Source organism: Mycobacterium persicum (assembly GCF_002086915.1).
GTDB classification, from domain to species: domain Bacteria; phylum Actinomycetota; class Actinomycetes; order Mycobacteriales; family Mycobacteriaceae; genus Mycobacterium; species Mycobacterium persicum.
On record NZ_MWQA01000001.1, the window covers coordinates 4,375,373 to 4,393,162 of the forward strand.

Genomic DNA, 17,790 nt, shown 5'->3' on the forward strand with positions numbered 1-17,790 from the left:
TGACGGCTTTGACTGGGTATGTAGGGCGGGAACCGCCGCGAGCGGCCCGCCCTGACGGCACAGTCGGCGCCGCCAGAGCACAGTCGGCGCCGCCAGCGCACACTCGGCGCCGTCGGCCACCAGCGACAAGCCCTCGGGGCGCTGGAACAGAGCTTGGCCGCTGCTTGCCATTCGCCAGCGCCGCAACGCCACCCGATCCTCAGGACAGCGTTGCCCGTACGCACACCGTGACGTATGGCAGCGCCAAACCGGCCGAATTCGCCAGCGCCGGGTGGGTGGCCAACAATTGACGGACCTGGCCCAGTGTCTTGGTGCGCACCTTCGCCGGTGAGGTGATGCAGTAGGTGCGAGAGGCGACTAGGTCTATCAATGCCTGTGGCGTAAGGTAATTCGTCCATTCGACCTGAAAACGTTCCACGTCGGTGAACGGTTCGGCAAGCGTCGCTTTGTCACGCGTGGGGTCGCCGTCGCGCCCGATGATCTGGCCCAACTCGCGGACCCAGCCAAGTCGCTCGTCGCGGGTGTTCCACACCAAACCTAGCCGCCCGCCGGGCCGCAGCACCCGTGCGACCTCGGGGATGGCGCGCGCGGGATCCACCCAATGCCAGGCCTGAGCCACCAGCACCGCGTCGACGCTGTTGTCCGCCAATGGAATCTCTTCCGCCGTGCCCAGCAGCGCCAACGTATCCGGCAGTGAGGCCCGCAGCACTTCCAGCATTTCGGGAATCGGGTCGACGGCCACCACGTCGAGCCCGCGCTCGACCAGCCGGGTGGTCAGTTTGCCGGTACCGGCGCCCAGGTCAAGAACATCGCGGGCGCCGGCCGGCAGCAGCCAGTCGATGGCTTCAGGTGGATAAGAGGGGCGTCCCCGCTCGTAGGCAGCTGCCGCCGAACCGAATGACAGCGACGGGTCCTGGCTGGACCGGGTCACCATGGGCGCAGGCCTCGATGGTCGGGTTGATGGTCGGCCAAAAGCAACGTCTGACGGATCAATTCGCCGACAGCCTCCATTTCGATCAGGAATCCGTCGTGCCCGCAGACCGAGTCGACAACCTGTAGCCCGGCGCAGCCGGGCAGCAACTCGGCCAATTCCTGCTGCAAGCGCAGCGGATAGAGCCGGTCGGAGGTGATACCACCGACGACGACGGGCACCGGACAGCCGCGCAGCGCCGCGGCGACGCCGCCGCGTCCGCGCCCGACATCGTGGCTGTTGAGGGTCTCGGTCAACACCACATAGCTGCCGGCGTCGAATCGGGACAGCAGCTTGTCCCCCTGGTGTTCGAGGTAGCTCTGCACCGCGTAGCGGCCGCCGTCGGTGGGATCTTCGCCGTCCTGACCGCGGTTGGCGAACCGATTGTCGAGCTCGATCTCGCCGCGGTAGGTCAGGTGCGCAACGCGCCGGGCGATCTTCAGCCCCGCCTCGGGCTTGCGGTCCGTGTCGTGGTAGTCGCCGCCCTGCCAATTCGGGTCGGCCTTGATGGCCTCGATCTGGGTTGTCTGCGTGCCGATCTGGTCCGCGGTGGCGCGTGCACCGACCGCCAACAGCAGCGCCGAGCGTACCCGGTCGGGGTGGCCGACAGTCCATTCCAACGCGCGGGCCCCGCCCATCGACCCGCCGACCACGGCGGCTACCTGGGTGATGCCCAACGCGGCCAGTGCGGCCATATCGGCCTGCACCTGATCGCGTACCGTGATCGTCGGAAATCTTGAGCCCCAAGGCTTTCCGTCGCGCGCAAGGGAACTGGGCCCGGTGGAGCCGCGGCAACCGCCCAGCACATTGGTGGCTACCGCGCACCAGCGGTCGGTGTCGATCGGCGCGCCCGGCCCGGCGACCCCATCCCACCAGCCGGGGGTGGGGTGTCCCGGCCCGGCGGGCCCGGTGATGTGCGAATCACCGGTGAGTGCGTGCAGCACCACCACCACGTTGTCGCGGGTGGGTGACAACGTGCCCCAGCGCTGTACGGCGATGCAGACGTCGTCGATCACCGCACCACTTTCCAGGCGCAGCGAGCCGATGTCGACCAAACCGATCTCACCTTCGGCGGGCAGCGTCTGGGTGGGCACCTCGGAGATCGTCACGTCAGCGCCCCTCAGAAGGCTGCCACGGCCTGCGACTCGCCGCTGAACTCGCTGAATCTTCGGGCCGCGGCAAAGCCGAGTTCGAGATCGGCCAGGATGTCGTCGATACCCTCGATCCCGACGGCTAACCGCACCAACCCAGGGCTGACGCCGGTGGCCCGCTGCTCGGCCGGGCTCAGCTGGGCGTGGGTGGTGGATGCCGGATGGATCACCAGCGAGCGCACGTCACCGATGTTGGCGACGTGGCTGTGCAGTTTCAGCGCGTTGACGAACGCCTTGCCGGCCTCGACGCCGCCGGCCAGCTCGAAGGACAGGACTGCACCGGTTCCCTTGGGCGCCAGCTTCTTTGCCCGCTCATGCCACGGCGAACCGGGCAGGCCCGCGTAGTTGACCGTCAGCACGTCGTCGCGGGCGTCCAGGAACTCGGCCACGCGTTGGGCGTTCGAGACGTGCCGCTCGATCCGCAGACTCAGCGTCTCCAGGCCCTGCGCCACCAGGAACGCGTTGAACGGTGAGGCCGCCGAGCCCAGGTCGCGCAGCAGCTGCACCCTGGCCTTGAGGGCGAACGCCGGTGGTCCCAATTCGGCGAACACCACGCCGTGGTAACTGGGGTCGGGGGTGGTGAATCCGGGGAAGCGGCCCTGCGTCCAGTCGAACGTTCCACCGTCGACGATCACCCCCGCGATCGCGGCCCCGTGTCCGCCCAGGTACTTGGTGGCCGAGTGCACCACGATGTCGGCGCCCTGGGTAAACGGCTGGATCAGGTAGGGCGTGGCGATGGTGTTGTCGACGATCAGCGGTACGCCGTTGCGGTGCGAGACCTCGGCGACCCCCGGGGTGTCCAGGATGTCGATCTGCGGGTTGGAGATGGTCTCGGCGAAAAAGGCCTTGGTGTTTGGCCGGACGGCTGCCTGCCAGGAGTCCAGATCGTCGGGATCCTCGACGAAGCTGACCTCGATGCCCAGCTTTGCCAGCGAATAGTGGAACAGGTTATAGGTTCCGCCGTACAGCCGCGGGCTGGACACGATGTGATCACCCGCGCCGGCCAGGTTCAGGATGGCGAATGTCTCCGCGGCCTGACCGGAGGACAGGAACAACGCGGCCACCCCGCCCTCGAGGGCCGCGATGCGCTGCTCGACCACATCGGTGGTCGGGTTGCCGATCCGCGTGTAGATGTTGCCGGGTACTTCGAGCCCGAACAACGCCGCAGCGTGCGCGGTGTTTTCGAAGGTGTACGAGGTGGTCTGGTAGATCGGCAGCGCCCGGGCATTGGTGGCGGAGTCGGGCTGCTGGCCGGCGTGGATCTGCTTGGTTTCGAACGACCAGTGCGCGGCCGGATCGCCGTCGGTGCTGGTGTTTTCGGCGCTCATAGGCGTAACTCCCTGTCAGCTCAGGGGGCCCGTCATGGCGGACCCGCGCTTGCCGTGTAGCCGATTGTGGCTACTCAACCGGGTCATCACCCGGGGCACCCCACCGCGGTTGGAGGGTTGCCGGCCAGCAAGCCGGGGCTTGACGCTGGCGCTCATGACCGATTCGAAGCCTACCGTACGGCGGCTGCTTCATGCCAACTCCGGCCCAACGGCGAGCCGGTAGGGCGGGTGAACCCGGCTAGTAACCTGGCCACAAGAGCGACCGCTCACCCAAAGCTCACCAGGCTGGAGGATTCGGGCCCCATGTCCAGTGACGCCAAGATCAAGGTCAAAGGCCCGTTGGTAGAGCTCGACGGTGACGAGATGACCCGCGTCATCTGGAAGCTGATCAAGGACAAGCTGATCCTGCCGCATCTTGACATCAACCTGGAGTATTACGACCTGGGCATCGAGCACCGTGACCAAACGAACGACCAGGTGACTATCGACGCGGCCTATGCCATCAAGCGCCACGGTGTCGGAGTCAAATGCGCGACCATCACCCCCGACGAAGCGCGCGTCCAGGAATTCAACCTCAAGAAGATGTGGCTGTCACCCAACGGGACGATACGAAACATCTTGGGCGGCACCATCTTCCGCGAGCCGATTGTGATCTCGAATGTGCCGCGGCTGGTTCCGGGGTGGACCAAACCAATTGTCATCGGCCGGCACGCTTTTGGCGATCAATATCGCGCGACGAATTTCAAGGTGGAAAAGCCCGGGACCGTCACCCTGACGTTCACTCCGGCGGACGGTGGTCAGCCGATCATCCATGAACTCGTGTCCATTCCCGAAGACGGCGGCGTCGTGATGGGAATGTACAACTTCCGCAAATCCATCCAGGATTTCGCCCGCGCGTCGTTCGCCTACGGCCTGAACGCCAAATGGCCGGTCTATCTGTCGACCAAGAACACCATTCTCAAGGCCTACGACGGCATGTTCAAAGACGAGTTCCAGCGAATCTACGAAACCGAATTCAGGGACAAGTTCGAAGCAGAAGGCCTGACCTACGAGCACCGGCTGATCGACGACATGGTTGCCGCGTGCCTGAAGTGGGAAGGCGGCTACGTCTGGGCGTGCAAGAACTACGACGGCGACGTCCAGTCAGATACGGTCGCCCAGGGCTACGGCTCTCTGGGACTGATGACCTCGGTGCTGATGACGGCTGACGGCAAGACGGTCGAGGCCGAGGCCGCCCACGGCACCGTCACCCGCCACTTCCGGCAGTACCAGGCCGGACAGCCCACCTCGACCAATCCGATCGCCTCGATCTTCGCTTGGACCCGCGGGCTGGCGCATCGCGGCAAGCTGGACCACACCCCCGCGGTCGTCGAATTCGCCCAGACGCTCGAAGACGTGGTCATCAAGACGGTGGAGAGCGGCAAGATGACCAAGGATCTGGCCATCCTGATCGGCCCGGAGCAGGACTGGCTCAACAGCGAGGAGTTTCTCGACGCGATCGCCGAGAACCTGGAGACGAAGCTCAGCTCGCCGACGGGTCGACGGCCCGGATGTGCGGGCAGCACTCTTCGATGAAGCTGCTGATCACCTCGGTGATGCGTTCCGGCGCCTCGTACATCGGAACGTGGCCCACGTTCTTGATCACCGTGACGCGGTGGTCGTCGGGCAGGTGGGTGGTGAAGTGCCGGGTGTAGCGGGGCGAGGGGATGATCCGGTCCTTACCGCAGATCACCAGATGCGCCGGGACGGCGTTCTCGGCCAATTCCCGCAAGCCGTGCATCAGCAGCGCCTTGACCAGCAGCTGGAAGTAGGCCGGGCAGTGGGCCACGTCGTCGATGATGCCGTGCAGTTCGGCGTCGGTGACCCCGTCCGGTGAGGCGCTGATCGCATAGGTGGCCAGCCGGCGGCTGAACGGCAACCGCAGCACCCGCTGCCGGAACATCCAGGCGGACACCAGTAGCGGGATACCCAGGATGAACTTGGCGATCACCTCGAACTTGGCCGGGCTCCAGCGGTGCCAGCCTCCCGCGGGGGCGATGCCGGTGACGCTGCGTGCCCGCCCGCGCCGCTCCAGCTCGAAGGCCACCCAGCCGCCCAGCGAGTTGCCGACGATGTGGGCGGTGTCCCAGCCCAGTTCGTCCATCTGGCGCTCGACGTGATCGGCCAGCACCGCCGAGGACAGGAACCAGGTGCCGGCACGGGGTCCGCCGTTGTGGCTGGCCATGGTCGGAGCGAACACCTCGTAGCGGCCGGTGTCGGCCAGCTGGCGGGCCACTTTCTCCCATACCGCCTGAGACAGCAGAAACGGGTGCAGCAGCAGGACCGGCTCGCCGGCACCCAGGTGGATCGGTGTACGGGTCGTCATATTTTCGACATTACAAGGTGGTACCGCCGGTACCGCAAGCGTCTGCGAATCACCCCGATGCCCGCGTGACAAGATCAGGGGCATCATGAGCACCCCCACCGGATCCCGCCGGATTTTCTCCGGCGTGCAGCCAACCTCCGATTCGCTTCACCTCGGCAACGCCCTGGGCGCGGTCACCCAGTGGGTGGCGCTGCAGGACGACCATGACGCGTTCTTCTGCGTGGTCGACCTGCACGCGATCACCCTGCCGCAGGATCCGGCAGCGCTGCGCCGCCGGACCCTGATCACCGCCGCGCAATACCTGGCGCTGGGCATCGACCCGGCGCGCGCCACTATCTTCGTGCAGAGTCACGTCCCCGCCCATAGCCAGTTGGCCTGGGTGCTGGGGTGTTTCACCGGTTTCGGTCAGGCCTCGCGGATGACTCAGTTCAAAGACAAGTCGAGTCGCCAGGGCGCCGAGTCCACCACCGTCGGCCTGTTCACCTACCCGGTCTTGCAGGCCGCCGACGTGCTGGCCTACGACAGCGACCTGGTCCCGGTGGGGGAGGACCAGCGCCAGCACCTGGAGCTGGCGCGCGATGTCGCGCAGCGGTTCAACAGCCGCTTCCCGGACACCTTCGTGGTTCCCGACGTGCTCATTCCCAAGATCACCGCCAAGATCTACGACCTGCAGGACCCGACTTCGAAGATGAGCAAGTCGGCCAGCACCGACGCCGGGCTGATCAGCCTGCTCGACGATCCGGCGTTGTCCGCCAAGAAGATTCGCTCGGCGGTGACCGACAGCGAACGCGAGGTTCGCTACGACCCGGACGCCAAACCTGGTGTGTCGAATCTGCTCAGCATCCAGTCGGCGGTCACCGGAGCCGGCATCGACACCCTCGTCGACGGCTACGCAGGACGCGGCTACGGCGACCTGAAGAAGGACACCGCCGACGCCGTCGTCGCCTACGTCAGCCCGATCAAGGCCCGGGTCGACGAGTTGACCGCCGACGTGGCCGAGCTCGAGTCCGTGCTGCGGGCCGGGGCCGAGCGCGCTCACGACGTCGCCAGCAAAACCGTGCGACGGGTCTATGAAAGACTGGGCTTCCTACCGCAACGGGGTAATCACCTGCGATGAGCGAGCCGGCCGAGCCTGGAATCCTTGATCGGCTGCGGGCCCGGTACGGGTGGTTCGACCATGCGATGCGCGCCTACACGCGGTTCAGCGAACGCCGCGGCGGCTTCTACGCGGCCGGCCTGACGTATTACACGATCTTCGCGTTGTTCCCGTTGCTGATGGTCGGTTTCGCCGTCGTCGGGTTCACCCTGTCGCGCAACGACAAACTGCTGAACATGACCTACGACCGGATCCGGGCCCTGGTTCCGGGGGCCTTCGGTCAGCAGCTGATCGACCTGATGAACTCGGCGATCGAGGCGCGGGCGTCGGTCGGCGTCATCGGGCTGGCCACCGCGGCGTGGGCCGGGCTGGGGTGGATGTCACATCTGCGGCTGGCGCTGAGCGAGATGTGGGCACATCCCGTCGAGTCGGGGAACTACCTGCGTAACAAGCTCTCCGACCTGGCGGCGATGGTCGGGACGTTCGTGGTGACCATGGCGACCATTGCGCTCACCGCGTTCAGTTACCTGCGGCCGATGGCGACGGCTTTGAAATGGCTTGGAATCCCGGAGTTTTCGGTGCTGGATTGGATCTTCAGGGCGATCTCTGTCGTGCTGTCGGTGGTGGTGTCGTGGCTGTTGTTCACCTGGATGATCGCGCGGCTGCCGCGGCAGTCGGGACGCTTCGTCACCTCGATGCGGGCCGGTTTGATGGCGGCGGTCGGGTTCGAGATGTTCAAGCAGGTGGGGTCGATCTATCTGCGGATGGTGCTGCGCAGCCCGGCGGGCGCGACATTCGGGCCGGTGCTGGGTTTGATGGTGTTCGCCTACGTCACCGCCTACCTGGTGCTGTTCGCCACCGCCTGGGCCGCCACCGAAACCGGTGACGACCCGCGTGCCAGGCATGTCGATCCGCCGAGCCCCGCGATCATCCGGCCGCGGATACAGGTTGACGAGGGCCTGTCGGCGCGGCAGACCGTGGCCGCGATAGCTGCCGGAGCCGTTGGGGCGCTGACGTTTTCACGACTATTGCGCCGGGGACGGTAGTAGCGCCGTTAACTCACCGCGGCGAGCAGATCGGCACCCCAGCCGCTCGGCAGCATCGGCGCCCGCGGACCGGCGACGAGTCCCTCGCCATGCAGCACTGCCAACCCCGATGGCTGTGCGACGGTCGCCTCACCGACGGTGCCGGCAAATCCCCACGTCCCGGTACCCCGGTCGGAAGGCAGCACCGACGCCGGCGTGGCCGCGGGCGTCGGCGCCACCGCCGAGACGGGCCTGACCGCCGGCGCCGTCGCACCATCTGCCGGCAGCCTCACCGGAGCAGATCCACCGCCCACCGCGGCAACCAGCACGGGGTCCGCCGTCTTCAGGTCGTCATCGACCGGCTCGGTGTCCACAGCCAGCTGGCTGCCCACGCCGATGCCGATCGGCAACGCGGTCGACAACGACGTCGGCACCGCGATCAACGCGCCGGTCAGCACGAACGGCGTTGCGATCACCAGCAACGGCGGGCCGAAGATGAGGCCCAGGATCGCGAAGACGATCGCGTAGGTGAGGATCAGCAGCGGCGTGATCAGTGCGATCACGATCGTGTATGCGACCACGGCAAACAGGATCTCGAGCAATATCAGGATGATATTGAGCAAGATCACGATGATGATCGGAAGTTCTCCCACCGCGGCAGCGGCGGGCAGGGCAGTGGCCGCGCCGGCTCCGGCGCCGAGCAGTACCGGCGCAGTCGCGGGCCGGGGCGCCGCCGCCACCGCCACCGCCGCACCCGCAGCGGTCTCGTAGACGCTCATCGTGGTGGCCGCCTGGATCCACATCCGCACATAGTCGGCTTCATTGAGTGCGATCGGGATGGTGTTGATCCCAAAGAAATTTGTCGCCACCAGCACTCCGTGGGTGAGGTGGTTGGCGGCCAATTCCGCCAGCGTCGGCATCGCCGCCAGTGCCCCGGCATAGGCCGTCGCCGCGGTCTCGTGTTGGGTGGCCAGCGTCGCGCTGTCGGCACTGGCCTGGGTCAACCAGGCCAGATAAGGCAGATGCGCGGCCACATAGCGCTCGGCGCTCGGGCCTTGCCACGCCGCGGCCTGAACTGCGGCCAGTGCTGCGGTGAGTTCTTCTGCTACAGAGGCATATTCGGTGCTCAGCGAGGTCCACCCCGCAGCGGCCGCCAGCAGCGGAGCGGATCCCGGGCCCGAACTCAGCAGCGCCGAATGCACCTCCGGCGGGGAGGCAATCCAGACCGGCGCCGTCATACCGATCCGCCTGATGCGCCCGAGATCGGTCGGGCCCCGGCCGCGGCATCACCGACCCCGGACCGGTGAGGCATTACGCGCAGCATCACTACCGGCACTCCTTTAGCTGGCGATCTATTTGCATTCGGCCTACCTGCACGGCAAGGCCGTGGTCGACCACTGCACCGGGGTCTGGCTCACGAGTTCGGGAATATCAAACTCACCCGGTACAACTCTTGTCAATTGTTGAGAAGCGCTACGGTTGCGCAGGTCGCGGCGAGGGCTCTCACGTTTCCCCGGGCTGCGTCTGCCACGTCCCATTGCGCATCACCGCTACCACCCGCAGGTCGCGGTCCAGCACAACGAGATCGGCGGCACAGCCGGCCCGCAGACCGCCGATGTCCGCCAGCCCGAGCGCGCGGGCCGGAGTAACCGAGGTCATCTGCACCGCGGCGGCCAGCGTGTCGTCGTCGGGATCGGGTCCGGCCACGCTGCGAAACAACTGATCCATGGTGGCCGTGCTGCCGGCGATGGTGGACGTCGCGCGCACCCGCGCTATGCCGGCCTCGACGTCGATCGGCACCGCGCCCAGCCGATATGCCCCGTCGCCGCATCCGGCCGCGGCCATCGCGTCGGTGATCAGCGCCACCCGGCCGGGGCCGACGGCCGCGATCGCCGCTCGCACCACCGCGGGGTGGACGTGGACGCCGTCGGCGATCAGTTCGACCGTCACCCGAGGATCCTCCAGCAGGGCCAGCGCCGGCCCGGGCGCGCGATGGTCCAGCGGTGGCATCGCGTTGAACAGGTGGGTCGCCACCGTCGCACCGAGCCCCACGGCATGTCTGGCCTGTTCGTACGTCGCATTCGAATGGCCCACTGCCACAACAATATTCGCGTCCAGAAAACGGCGGATCGCCTGGTCCGCACCGGGCAGTTCGGGGGCCAGCGTGACCATCCGAATGGCGCCGTCCGCGGCGGCCAGCACCGTGTCGATCTCGGCCGGATCCGGGGCACGCATCTGCGTGGGGTCATGTGCGCCGCAGCGCGCCGGGCTCAACCACGGCCCTTCCAGATGGATACCGGCGACAGCGCCCGACCGGGTCGCGTCGGCGGCCCGAGCCACCGCGTCGAGCAGCTCCGCCGGCCCGGCGGTGACCAGGCTGGCCAGCATGGTCGTGGTGCCATGCCGCAGGTGAAAGCCGGCCGCCCGGGCGATGTGCCCGTCGGTGCAGGACGCGCCGCCGCCGCCGTGCACGTGCATGTCGACGAAACCGGGCACCACAACGGCGTCGGGGAAATCGACATCGGCCGGCTGCGCTGGCCGGCCGGCACCGCAGCTCGAAATCGTGCGGCCCGCGGTGTGCACCCAGCCCGGCCGGCACACTCGGCCGTCGATGACCGCGGTGCCGGCACAGACCAGGGTCACTGAGGCCCCGGGGCCTGGGAAGGTTCGGTAGGCCAGTGGCCGCCGTTCTCCCAGTAACGCTGGATCTCCTCGAGTTCGCGGCCCTTGGTCTCCGGCGCATATCCGAGCACCACTACGAAGGCGATCACGGTCAGCGCCCCGAAGAGCGCGAAAACGGCTGCGCCGCCGAGCCAATGCAGCATGGTGAGAAATAGGGCGGCAACGATCGCGTTGCCCGTCAGCGTCGAGGTGAGCATCGCGCTCGACCCCATCGACCGCAGCCGGGCGGGGAAGCTTTCGCCGGCGTACACCCAGACCAGCGAGCCGAACCCGAAGTTGAAGCCGACGATGAACAGCAGCACCCCGCCGAATCCGCCGATCAGTCCGCTGCCGGCGCTGTGGGCGAAGGTCACGACCAGTACGCCGTCCGCGGCGATCATCATCGCGATGCCTGACAGCAGGATCGGGCGCCGTCCCCACCGGTCGACGGAAAACAGCGAGACGAAGACCGCCGACAATCCGGCCAGCTGCACCAGCGCCGGCAGTCCCAACAACGCAAAATCACCCGTGAAACCCATGGCCGCAAAGATCCGTGGGCTGTAATAGATGATCGCGTTGATCCCGGTGATCTGGACCAGAAAGCCGAGGCTGACCACGAACAAGGTGGCGCGCCGATACGGCGGTCGCAGCATCTCGGAAATCCGTCCGCTGCCTTCGCCGAGTGCGGCGGCCATGTCGGCCAGCTGGGTATCGACGGTGGCCTCGGATTCGATGCGCAGCAGCGCCGTTCGTGCCTCGTCGGCTCGGCCCTTGAGCAGATACCACCGGGCGGTGTCGGGCAGCCGCGCCAAGAACGGCAGCAGCAGCGTGGCGGGCACCGCCGCGAGCCCCAGGATCCACCGCCAGCCATGCGCGCCGGCCAGCAGGTAAGCCACCAGGTAGCCCAGGATGATGCCGCTGAGAATGGCCACCTGATAGGCGGTCAGCAACGACCCGCGCACCGCCGCCGGCGCGGATTCGGCCATGTACCCCGGAACCACCACCACCGCCACGCCGATCGTCACTCCCAGCAGCAGGCGGGCGATCAGCAGCATCGGAAACGACACGGCCGACGCGCCGAGCAGCGCGAACACCGCGAAGCCGGCAGTGAGCAGCACCGTCGACTTACTGCGCCCGATAGCGTTGGCCAGCACGCCGGCCCCGAGCGCCCCGATGATCTGGCCGATCACCACCGTCGTGGTCAGCAGCTCCTGCTGGCGGGTGGTGAGACTGAACTCCTCGGTGACGAACAGCAGCGCGCCGGCGATACTGGACAAGTCGTAGCCGTAGATGAGGCCGACGCTGGCCGCGGTGAGCCCGACCTGTATTCCCCGCTGCACGGACAGCTCAGCTCGCCGACACCCGGGCCTTGAGTAACTCGATGACGTGGTCGGGATCCTCTGGGGTGATGCACGGTTTGACCCGGCTGCCCACATCGAGGATCAGCAGGGTGTTCTTGCTGCCCCGTTTGACGTCCAGCGGGAACCAGTAGCGCGGGTCGGTCGCGCCCCACAGGCGACCCTTGCCGGACGCCCAGCCCATCTGTTCGGTCTTGATGCTTTTGATGTCGCGGTAGGCGATTCGCTTCGACGTAGCAAACGGGAAATAGTAGCGGCGGATGGTGATGCAGTCGTCATCCAGGAGCACGCCGGCGTCCTCGTACAGGGCAGTCATCTCGCAGAGTCTAGTGCTGAGCGCGGCTATTCATCGACCGTGCGACCATGATCAACCCGAACACGACGATGGCGCCGATCACCGCGACCCCGACCCGAACCGGCAAAGCGTCGGCCGAAGACATGAACCCGGCCGCCTGCGACGCATCGGGCTGCCGGTTGCTTGGTTTGTCCTTGCCCGACGCCAGGGCCGGGTCGGGCTCGATCAGCGAACCGATCTGAGTGCCCTGGGGGGTACTGAAGCCGTAGTCCAGCAGGTGGGCGGCTTGTTCCCAGGGCGCGATCGGCTGTCGGGTGCCGTGCAGCAGCACCGCCATCAGGCGTCGGCCGTTGCGGTTGGCCGCGCCGACGAACGTCTGGCCGGCGTCGTCGGTGTAACCGGTCTTGCCGCCCAGGGCACCCGGGTAGTGATACAGCAGCTGGTTGTCGTTTTCCAGTTCGTAGCCGGGATGGTCGCCGTGGCCGGGGAAGTCGTAGCTGCGGGTGGCGACGATGTCGGCGAACGTGGGGTTGCGCCACGCGTAGCGATAGAACAGCCCGATGTCGTAGGCCGAGGTGCTCATGCCCGGCCCGTCGAGTCCGGACGGCGTCGCCACCCGGGTGTCGCGCCCGCCCAGCTTGGCGGCCAGCACGTTGATTTTCTCCAGTGCCATCTGCATGCCGCCGAGTTGGCGGGCCAACGCGTGCGCGGCGTCGTTGCCCGAATGCATCAGCAGGCCGTGCAGCAGCTGGTTGACGGTGTAGCTGCCGCCGGCGTCGACGCCGACCTTGGTGCCCTCGGCGGCCGCGTCGTCGTCGGTGCCGGCGACCGCCTTGTTGAGGTTCAGCTCGTTGATCGCGGCCATCGCGACCAGCACCTTGATGATGCTGGCCGGGCGGTGCCGGCCGTGCGGATCGCGGGCGGCGATGACGGCGCCGCTGTCCAGGTCGGCCACCAGCCATGCCTCCGCGGAGACGTCGCCCGGTACCGCCGGGGTGTCGGGTGCGGTGATGATGCCGCAGCCGGCCAGGGCGTTGCCGCCGACCGGTGTCGGGGGCACCGCCAGCGGCAGCGGCGGGTCACCGGCCGTCGGGACTTCCGAGGAGTCCACCGCGGGCGGGGGGGACACCTTGTACGGGCAATTTCCGGCGCCGTTGGCCTCCGCATTGGGTTCGGCGTGTGCGGTCGGCACAGCGGCCGGCGCGGTCGCCAGGAATGCTGCTGCGACCAGGCACGATGCTGCACGTAAGAGGTCCATCGGTGTGCAGATTAGGCGATCGGTGGCCGGATCGCCGGGCGCCGCGCTGTGACTGGTGAGGCGGAAGTTAAAAATATCAGTTGACAGTGTCGATGAGCTATATGACACTGTCAACTAGCATGCCATCACTTCTCACGCTGCCCGAATTCGCCGCGCTGGCCGCCACGGCCGTGCGGGCGTCTGGCGCCGCACCGGAAAACCGCCAAGCCAAGGCGGTGCCGGCGCAACGGATGATCCGGTACTACACGGCGCGTGGTTTGCTGCCGCGCCCCGGAACCCGAGGCCGCGCACTGACCTATGGGCGCACTCACCTGCTGCGCCTGGTCGCCGTCAAGCGGCTGCAGGGCAAGGGCTTGTCGCTGGAGGAGATCAGCGACCGGTTGGCCTCGATGTCGCCGGCAGAGCTGGCCTCGCTGGCCGCGGTCCCGGCCGGCGTCATACCGGCCGACCTCGGGGATCCCGAGCCCGCGGAACCGTCGCGGGCGGCCGGCCGCTTCTGGCGCGCCGTGCCCCAGACCGCCCCGGCGCCGGACGCTGCCCCGGCCGTCACGGACGTCCACGACGTTCACGCCGTCCGGCTCTCCGACACCGTCACGGTGCTGATCGACGGCCCGCTCCCGGCGCTCGACACCTTGCGGCAGGCCGCCGCGCCGTTGCTGGACCTGCTCGCCGCCACCCGAGTCGAAACCCGAAAGGACGCCCCATGAGTACGAAATTGCTGCCCCTGATTACGGTGACACCCGGACCGGCGGGCAGGCCGACATGCGGCGAGCTCAGCTCGGCGGATGGGCGGCGGCTGCCGCTACGGGCGATCAGCGTGGACACCGTGGTCGTCGGGATGACCGCGACGTCGACCGTGCGGCAACGTTTCGCCAATACCGGTGAAACCAGCATCGAGGCGACCTACGTGTTCCCGTTGCCGGCCCGCGCGGGCGTCACCGATTTCGTCGCCGACCTGGCCGGGCGGCGGGTGGTCGGCGTGCTCAAGGAGCGCGCCCAAGCCCGCTCCGACTACGAGCAGGCCTTGGCCGCGGGCCAGCGCGCCGCGATTGTGGAGGAGGACCGCTCCGACGTGTTCTCGGTGCGGGTGGGCAATCTCGGGCCGGGCGAGGAAGCCACCATCGAGATGCGGCTTACCGGCCCGCTGGCCTTCGAGGACGGCGAGGCCACCTTCCGCTTCCCGCTGGTGGTCGCCCCGCGATACACCACCGGAACCCCGCTGCCCGGTGACCAGACCGGTCCGGGATGGGCGCACGACACCGACGCGGTACCGGACGCGTCGCGGGTGACCCCGCCGCAGCTTGCGGAGGTCGACGAGCGCCCCGACGTGCAGATCTCGGTGACCGTCGACGGCGGCGGCCTGCCCGTCGCGGACCTGCGGTCCTCGCTTCCGACGACCGTTCTGGAAGCCTCCGCCGACGGGCTGACCCGGCTGCGGCTGGAGCCGGGCGCCCGCGCCGACCGTGATTTCGTGCTGCGGTTCCGTGTCGACCGCGGCGAGCTGGCGTCGTCGGCACTGCTGGTCCCGGATGCCGACGGTGATGAAGGCACCTGGTTGGTCACCGTGGTGCCGCCCGCGCAGCCGTCCAGCGCCGCGCGCGATGTCGTCGTGGTGCTGGATCGCTCGGGGTCGATGGGCGGCTGGAAAATGGTCGCCGCCCGGCGAGCGGCAGGGCGCATTGTGGACATGCTCGACACCGTCGACCGGTTCTGCGTGCTGGCCTTCGACGATCGGATCGATACGCCGCCGGAGATGGCGCCGGGGTTGCTCGCCGGTTCGGATCAGAACCGGTTCGCGGCGGCGTCCTGGCTGGGCTCGTTGCGCAGCCGGGGCGGGACGGAAATGGCCCAGCCGCTGCGTCAGGCCGTGCAGATGCTCGCCGGTTCGGGGGAGGACCGGCAGGCCAGCGTGGTGTTGGTGACCGATGGCCAGATCAGCGGGGAGGACCACCTGCTGCGGTTGTTGGCGCCCGCGATCGGGCGAACCCGCCTCTACTGCGTCGGCATCGACCGGGCCGTCAACGCCGGCTTCCTGGACCGGCTGGCCCGGCTGGGCAACGGGCGGGCCGAGCTGGTCGAATCCGAGGCCCGGCTGGACGAGGCGATGTCCAGGCTGGCCCGGACCATCGGGCGGCCGGCGCTGACCTCGGTGCGGGTGCGCGCCGACGGTATCGAGATCGTCGACGGCAGCATCACGCCCAGCCGGGTGCCCGACGCCTTCGCCGGGGTGCCCTGCGTGATCTCGGGGCGCTATCGCGGCCCGGTTACCGAAGTGACGCTGCGCGTCGACGCCGACGCCCCTGACGGCCCGTTCCGGTTGGCTCTACCCGCCCGGATGGCAGCAGAAGCTGTTGCGGTGCAGACGATTTGGGCGCGGTCGGTAGTGCGTGACCTGGAGGACGACTACGCGTCGGGCCGCAACTCCGAGGAGCTGGCCGAGCGTCTGGTGGCGCATTCGATCCGGTTCGGGGTGCTGTCGAGGTTCACCGCGTTCGTGGCCATCGATCCCGAACACACCGAGGCCGGCCCGCTCACCGAGGTCGTGCAGCCCGTCGAGCTGCCGTCGGGATGGGTGGCATCGGCCGTGGGCTTCCTGCCGGCCCCGGCGGCAGCCGCGGCCCGCGGTCTCACCGCGATAAAGGACGCCGTACCGCTTGCCGGTGCGCCGGTCGCCCGTAACCGCGCCCTCAAGGAACTGCTCAAGCTGCTGGAGAAGGGACTGGCTGGCGGCGACGACTCCGGACTCGACACGGTCTGCGCGGAACTGACCGCGCATCGCGACGCGGCGACCGATCCCGCGCTGACGGCGGCGCTCACGGTGCTGTGCGACGCGCTGACCAGGTACCTGTGCAGCCCGACCGAGGAAGGGGCGCAGCAGGTGCTCGAGGCCGCCGGGGCCGTCAAGAAGCTGCTTCCCAAGCGACGCTTCTGGGTCTAAAAGCGCACCTGGCCGAGCACCGCGCGCAGCGTGGTTTCGATGGTGTCGAATTCGGCCTGACCGCTGATCAGCGGTGGCGCCAGCTGGATCACCGGATCGCCGCGGTCGTCGGTGCGGCAATACAGCCCGGCCTCGAACAGCGCCGCGGACACCCGGCTCAACAGCGATCGGCGTTCCTCGCCGGTGAAGGTCTGCCTGGTCGCCTGGTCTTTGACCAGTTCGATGCTGAAGAAGAAGCCCTCGCCGCGCACCTCGCCAACGATCGGCAGGTCGTAAAGCCTTTCCAAGGTGGCTCGCAGTACGGGGGAGTGCTGCTTGACGCGGTCGTTGAGGCCCTCGCGTTCGAAGATGTCGAGGTTGGCCAGCGCGACGGCCGTCGACACCGGATGACCGCCGAAGGTGTAGCCGTGGGCAAACATTGTCGTGGCGTCGTTGAACGGCTCGAACACCCGGTCGCTGGCGATCATGGCGCCCAGCGGTGAGTAGCCCGACGTCAGGCCCTTGGCGCAGGTGATCATGTCGGGCACATAACCGAAGTCGTCACAGGCGAACATCGACCCGATCCGCCCGAACGCGCAGATCACCTCGTCGGAGACCAACAACACGTCGTATGCGTCGCAGATCTCGCGGACGCGCTGGAAATAGCCCGGCGGCGGCGGGATGGAGCCGCCGGCGTTCTGCACCGGTTCCAAGAACACCGCGGCGACGGTGTCCGGGCCCTCGAATTCGATCGCCTCGGCGATCCGGTCGGCCGCCCACCGCCCGAACACCGTGACATCGGTGTCGAAGGGCTCGGGCGCGCGGTAGAAGTTGGTGTTGGGCACCCGGAACCCACCCGGGGTCACCGGCTCGAACGGCGCCTTGTACGCCGGCAGGCCGGTGATCGCCAGCGCGCCCTGCGTGGTGCCGTGGTAGGCGACCGAGCGCGAAATGACCTTGTGCTTACCGGGTTTGCCGGTGAGCTTGAAGAACTGCTTGGCCACTTTCCAGGCCGTCTCGACGGCCTCGGTGCCGCCGCTGGTGAAGAACACCCGGTTCAGGTCGCCGGGCGCGTAGGCGGCGAGACGCTCGGCGAGCTCGATCGCCGTCGGGGTGGCATAACCCCACAGCGGGAAGTACGACAGTGTGCCGGCCTGGTGGGCGGCGGCCTCGGCGAGTTCGGCACGGCCGTGACCGACCTGCACCACGAACAGCCCGGACAGGGCGTCGAGGTAGCTTTTGCCGCGGTCGTCGTAGATGGTGACGCCGTCGCCGCGGGTGATGACCGGCGGCGTGATCCCCGCGCCGTGGCGGGCGAAATGTAGCCAGAGGTTGCTCGTCATTTGTTCGCGAGCGTAGCGCTACC

General features: G+C 67.9%; 15 protein-coding genes and 1 riboswitch. Of the genes, 5 read left to right on the top strand and 10 right to left on the bottom strand.

Annotated elements, in window-relative coordinates; translation table 11 throughout:
* Window positions 1-199: 199 nt before the first annotated feature.
* Genes B4U45_RS19965 through B4U45_RS19975 form a run of 3 tightly spaced genes read right to left on the bottom strand, consistent with a single transcriptional unit; the run spans window position 200 to window position 3,449 of the window.
* Window positions 200-931, bottom strand: coding sequence for a class I SAM-dependent methyltransferase (locus B4U45_RS19965; RefSeq protein WP_075546826.1), 732 nt, complete (start codon window positions 929-931; stop codon window positions 200-202).
* The gene (metX, locus tag B4U45_RS19970; protein ID WP_075546797.1) at window positions 928-2,079 is read right to left on the bottom strand and encodes a homoserine O-acetyltransferase MetX; all 1,152 of its coding nucleotides are present in this window, start codon (window positions 2,077-2,079) and stop codon (window positions 928-930) included. The genes B4U45_RS19965 and metX overlap by 4 nt, the downstream gene beginning before the upstream one ends.
* A gap of 11 nt (window positions 2,080-2,090) precedes the next feature.
* Window positions 2,091-3,449, bottom strand: coding sequence for a bifunctional o-acetylhomoserine/o-acetylserine sulfhydrylase (locus tag B4U45_RS19975; protein ID WP_075546798.1), 1,359 nt, complete (start codon window positions 3,447-3,449; stop codon window positions 2,091-2,093).
* Between the two features lie 40 nt (window positions 3,450-3,489).
* Window positions 3,490-3,609, bottom strand: a riboswitch (SAM riboswitch).
* 143 nt (window positions 3,610-3,752) lie between these two features.
* Here B4U45_RS19975 and B4U45_RS19980 point away from each other — a divergent pair.
* On the top strand, window positions 3,753-5,024 hold the full coding sequence (locus tag B4U45_RS19980; RefSeq protein WP_075546799.1) for an NADP-dependent isocitrate dehydrogenase: 1,272 nt from the start codon (window positions 3,753-3,755) through the stop codon (window positions 5,022-5,024).
* Here the strand turns inward: B4U45_RS19980 and B4U45_RS19985 are convergent.
* Complete coding sequence (locus B4U45_RS19985; protein WP_075546800.1) at window positions 4,972-5,814, bottom strand: alpha/beta fold hydrolase; 843 nt, start codon at window positions 5,812-5,814, stop codon at window positions 4,972-4,974. The two genes, B4U45_RS19980 and B4U45_RS19985, sit on opposite strands and share 53 nt — an antisense overlap.
* A gap of 85 nt (window positions 5,815-5,899) precedes the next feature.
* On the opposite strand from B4U45_RS19985, the gene trpS reads away from it, so the two are divergent.
* Complete coding sequence (gene trpS, locus B4U45_RS19990) at window positions 5,900-6,931, top strand: tryptophan--tRNA ligase (RefSeq protein ID WP_075546801.1); 1,032 nt, start codon at window positions 5,900-5,902, stop codon at window positions 6,929-6,931.
* The gene (gene yhjD, locus B4U45_RS19995; protein ID WP_075546802.1) at window positions 6,928-7,956 is read left to right on the top strand and encodes an inner membrane protein YhjD; all 1,029 of its coding nucleotides are present in this window, start codon (window positions 6,928-6,930) and stop codon (window positions 7,954-7,956) included. Before trpS ends, yhjD begins: the two co-directional genes overlap by 4 nt.
* An 8-nt stretch (window positions 7,957-7,964) precedes the next feature.
* Here yhjD and B4U45_RS20000 read toward each other — a convergent pair whose 3' ends face one another.
* The 5 genes from B4U45_RS20000 to dacB1 all read right to left on the bottom strand — a co-directional run bounded on the left by B4U45_RS20000 (window position 7,965) and on the right by dacB1 (window position 13,507).
* Entirely contained in the window at window positions 7,965-9,173 is a 1,209-nt protein-coding gene (locus B4U45_RS20000; protein ID WP_219859488.1) for a PPE family protein, read from the bottom strand.
* Between the two features lie 265 nt (window positions 9,174-9,438).
* Window positions 9,439-10,578: an N-acetylglucosamine-6-phosphate deacetylase gene (nagA, locus tag B4U45_RS20005; RefSeq protein ID WP_075546804.1), complete on the bottom strand. Its 1,140-nt coding sequence runs from the start codon at window positions 10,576-10,578 to the stop codon at window positions 9,439-9,441.
* Complete coding sequence (locus tag B4U45_RS20010) at window positions 10,575-11,936, bottom strand: sugar porter family MFS transporter (RefSeq protein WP_244899381.1); 1,362 nt, start codon at window positions 11,934-11,936, stop codon at window positions 10,575-10,577. The genes nagA and B4U45_RS20010 overlap by 4 nt, the downstream gene beginning before the upstream one ends.
* A 7-nt stretch (window positions 11,937-11,943) precedes the next feature.
* Window positions 11,944-12,270 (bottom strand): PH domain-containing protein, encoded by a 327-nt coding sequence (locus B4U45_RS20015; protein WP_075546806.1) that lies wholly within the window; start codon window positions 12,268-12,270, stop codon window positions 11,944-11,946.
* Between the two features lie 10 nt (window positions 12,271-12,280).
* Window positions 12,281-13,507 (bottom strand): D-alanyl-D-alanine carboxypeptidase DacB1, encoded by a 1,227-nt coding sequence (gene dacB1 / locus B4U45_RS20020; protein ID WP_219859490.1) that lies wholly within the window; start codon window positions 13,505-13,507, stop codon window positions 12,281-12,283.
* Between the two features lie 119 nt (window positions 13,508-13,626).
* Here dacB1 and B4U45_RS20025 point away from each other — a divergent pair, with 119 nt between their 5' ends.
* A complete protein-coding gene (locus tag B4U45_RS20025; RefSeq protein WP_075546808.1) occupies window positions 13,627-14,214 on the top strand; it encodes a MerR family transcriptional regulator in 588 nt (195 codons plus the stop codon).
* Complete coding sequence (locus B4U45_RS20030) at window positions 14,211-16,445, top strand: VIT domain-containing protein (RefSeq protein ID WP_075546809.1); 2,235 nt, start codon at window positions 14,211-14,213, stop codon at window positions 16,443-16,445. The genes B4U45_RS20025 and B4U45_RS20030 overlap by 4 nt, the downstream gene beginning before the upstream one ends.
* Here the strand turns inward: B4U45_RS20030 and B4U45_RS20035 are convergent.
* Entirely contained in the window at window positions 16,442-17,767 is a 1,326-nt protein-coding gene (locus tag B4U45_RS20035) for an aspartate aminotransferase family protein (RefSeq protein ID WP_075546810.1), read from the bottom strand. The two genes, B4U45_RS20030 and B4U45_RS20035, sit on opposite strands and share 4 nt — an antisense overlap.
* Between the last annotated feature and the right edge of the window lie 23 nt (window positions 17,768-17,790).

Bases quoted from the DNA above. Each gene is read 5' to 3' on its own strand.
- B4U45_RS20000 (WP_219859488.1), bottom strand. From the start codon at position 9,173: ATGACGGCGCCGGTCTGGATTGCCTCCCCGCCGGAGGTGCATTCGGCG.
- B4U45_RS20025 (WP_075546808.1), top strand. From the start codon at position 13,627: ATGCCATCACTTCTCACGCTGCCCGAATTCGCCGCGCTGGCCGCCACG.
- B4U45_RS19975 (WP_075546798.1), bottom strand. From the start codon at position 3,449: ATGAGCGCCGAAAACACCAGCACCGACGGCGATCCGGCCGCGCACTGG.
- B4U45_RS20030 (WP_075546809.1), top strand. From the start codon at position 14,211: ATGAGTACGAAATTGCTGCCCCTGATTACGGTGACACCCGGACCGGCG.
- B4U45_RS20035 (WP_075546810.1), bottom strand. From the start codon at position 17,767: ATGACGAGCAACCTCTGGCTACATTTCGCCCGCCACGGCGCGGGGATC.
- yhjD (WP_075546802.1), top strand. From the start codon at position 6,928: ATGAGCGAGCCGGCCGAGCCTGGAATCCTTGATCGGCTGCGGGCCCGG.
- B4U45_RS19985 (WP_075546800.1), bottom strand. From the start codon at position 5,814: ATGACGACCCGTACACCGATCCACCTGGGTGCCGGCGAGCCGGTCCTG.
- B4U45_RS20015 (WP_075546806.1), bottom strand. From the start codon at position 12,270: ATGACTGCCCTGTACGAGGACGCCGGCGTGCTCCTGGATGACGACTGC.
- B4U45_RS19980 (WP_075546799.1), top strand. From the start codon at position 3,753: ATGTCCAGTGACGCCAAGATCAAGGTCAAAGGCCCGTTGGTAGAGCTC.
- trpS (WP_075546801.1), top strand. From the start codon at position 5,900: ATGAGCACCCCCACCGGATCCCGCCGGATTTTCTCCGGCGTGCAGCCA.
- dacB1 (WP_219859490.1), bottom strand. From the start codon at position 13,507: ATGGACCTCTTACGTGCAGCATCGTGCCTGGTCGCAGCAGCATTCCTG.